This is a genomic window from Microcoleus asticus IPMA8 (genome assembly GCF_013179805.1).
Classification (GTDB): domain Bacteria; phylum Cyanobacteriota; class Cyanobacteriia; order Cyanobacteriales; family Microcoleaceae; genus Microcoleus; species Microcoleus asticus.
The window spans coordinates 34,120-36,695 of sequence record NZ_SRRZ01000047.1; the positions used below are offsets into that span (position 1 = coordinate 34,120).

At 47.1% G+C, this 2,576-nt stretch carries 1 protein-coding gene; it reads left to right on the forward strand.

The features are described from left to right. The coding region (locus tag E5S67_RS14335; protein ID WP_422614749.1) for a beta strand repeat-containing protein at positions 1 to 2,576 on the forward strand (2,576 nt) is incomplete at both ends.

Consider the following 2,576-nt stretch of genomic DNA (forward strand, 5'->3'; position numbering starts at 1 on the left):
AATATTACTCTCAACGGTACTGGCGGAAACGGGACATTTAATAATCCAGGGATATCTATTGACAGCAGTACAGTGCGGGCTGGGGGAAATGTCAGCCTGACTGGTACAGGTGCTGGGACTTTAACCAACAACATCGGCGTTAGAATATTCAACTCTACAGTGGAGTCAATGCCCGGAAACGGGACTGTCACCATCACCGGGACGGGAGGAAATGGGACGGATGGCAATCAAGGGATAACTATTGATAATCCCAGCACGGTAAAATCGCAGAATGGAGATATCGCCCTAACTGGAACAGGTCAGGGGACCGCGGGCAACAACACGGGCATTTCGGTGGAAGGGCTGGTGGAGTCCACAGGCACCGGGAATCTGACTCTCAGCGGTGTTGGCGGCAATGGGACTGATGGCAATCAAGGGATACAACTTTTAGGGGGCACAGTGAAAGCGCTCTCTGGAAATGTCAGTCTGACTGGTACAGGCCGTGGGGCTGGGACGACCAACGAGGGCATATATATAGATGTTGATGCTACAGTCAACAGCGCAGGCTTCGGAAAAGTGACGTTGACGGGTACGGGCAGTGCAGGGACAGGCACTAATTCCGGGATATCGTTCAACGACGGCACGGTACGATCGGAGAATGGAGATATTGTTTTAACAGGTACGGGTGTAGGGACAGCATTTAACAGCTACGGCATTAACTTCCCCACGACGATCGACCTCGCTGTCCCGGTGGTGCAAGCTACGGGAACGGGTAATATTAGCCTCACGGGAAAGGCTAACAACAATTCCATTCCCATTAACCTCACCATCGGTGTGATTGACGCGGCTTTGGGTGGCAATGTCACTTTGACGGGCGATGAAATTCAACTGTTAGGGCCTACTCAAGTCAATGGCACGGGCACTATTACTTTGCAGCCACTGACACCAAGCTTAGGTATTATGATAGGCGGTACTCAGAACACACCTGACGTTCCTCCTTTGAATCTAATCCAGACGGAACTCGACACGTTAAAAGGGTTTTCCAAAATGGTGATTGGGGATGGGACGGGGGCGATCGCAATTGACCCCGCTGGTGTTACTTTTAATTTCCCCATCACAATGCAAGCTGCCACAATTGCAGTCGATGGAAACATTACAGGTGTAAACAACGCTTCAATTACTTTTAATGCTCCAACGACTAACTTAAATGCAAATATTCTTACCAACGAACAGAATATTACCTTTGGTGAGCAAGTCTCTCTCGCTACGGGTTCTAATGTCACTCTCGATACTGGGTTAACGAATGCAGGCGACATTAATTTTGGCGGAACGGTTGACGGCGATGGCAACCTAGTTTTGACTGCGGGAACAGGGGTTATTAAGGTCAACGGGCCAATTGGGGAGACTACAGGTTTGCGTTCCCTGACAACAATCAATTCTTTCGATGTTAAGAATCCGATCGATTTTTCGATTAAAACTACAGGCAATATTACCGTTGGTAGCATGAGAAATCCCGGACGGGCGATCGCCCTTACCAGCACTAATGGCGATATTGATACGACGGCAGGGGCAATTGATACCACATCCAGTACCGGAAATGGTGGGCAAATTACACTAAGTGCCAACAATATTAATGCTAGTAATCTTAACTCCAGTTCCACTGCTGGCAATGGCGGAAACATCACACTCACGGGCAAAACAGGCAACATTTTTGCATACTCAGGAGTAGTTAATTCTAGTTCTAGTTCCGGTGCGGGTGGAGATATCGCGATCGCAACTCCCAATGAAGTTGGGATAAATAGCATTGATGGTAATGGATTGCCCGGTACTGGAAATATTAGCATTAGCGGCAATGAGATTGGCTTTTCGGGAGCAGGTTCCGCGCAGGGTAAAGGGAGTTTTTCAATTCAGCCGTTTTCGCCGAATGTCGGAATTCGCTTCCAGGCTGGACTTGCTTTCGATCCGCAGGCGATCGATATAGGAGCACCGTTTTTATCCTCATTGCGTAATGGCTTTAGTGCCATTGTTTTCGGAGGGAACACTACTACAGGCAATATTACTGTAGAGAATTTGCCAGTATCTTTTGCAGATCCTGTGACTTTCAATACTCAAGGCACTATTTTTGTCAATCCCAATGGATCGATTTCGGGGACTGATAATGCTTCAATTACTCTGAATGCTACAACTAATAACTTAAATGGCAATATTACCACCCAATCTCAAGATATCACAATTAACGGCAATACCCTAGTTGGAAATAACGTCTTCTTGCGAACGGGCAATTTGGCTGGTGGCAATATTCTGTTTAATAATAACATTAACGGGAGCGGCAATCTTACCTTAGAAACAGGTACTGGAAAAATTGAAGTTAAAGGTTCGATCGGCGACGCGACAGTATTAGGAAATCTCACCGTCAATAGTGCTGGTACAACTACATTTAATGCTGCCGCGGCTACCAGTTTCACCACTAATGTTGGCGGCACAACTGAACTAAATGGCAATGTGACAACTACTGGCGCTCAAACCTACGGAGATGCAGTAACAATTGCCAACAATCCGATTCTCTCCGGCAGCGATATTACTTTCAACGATACTGT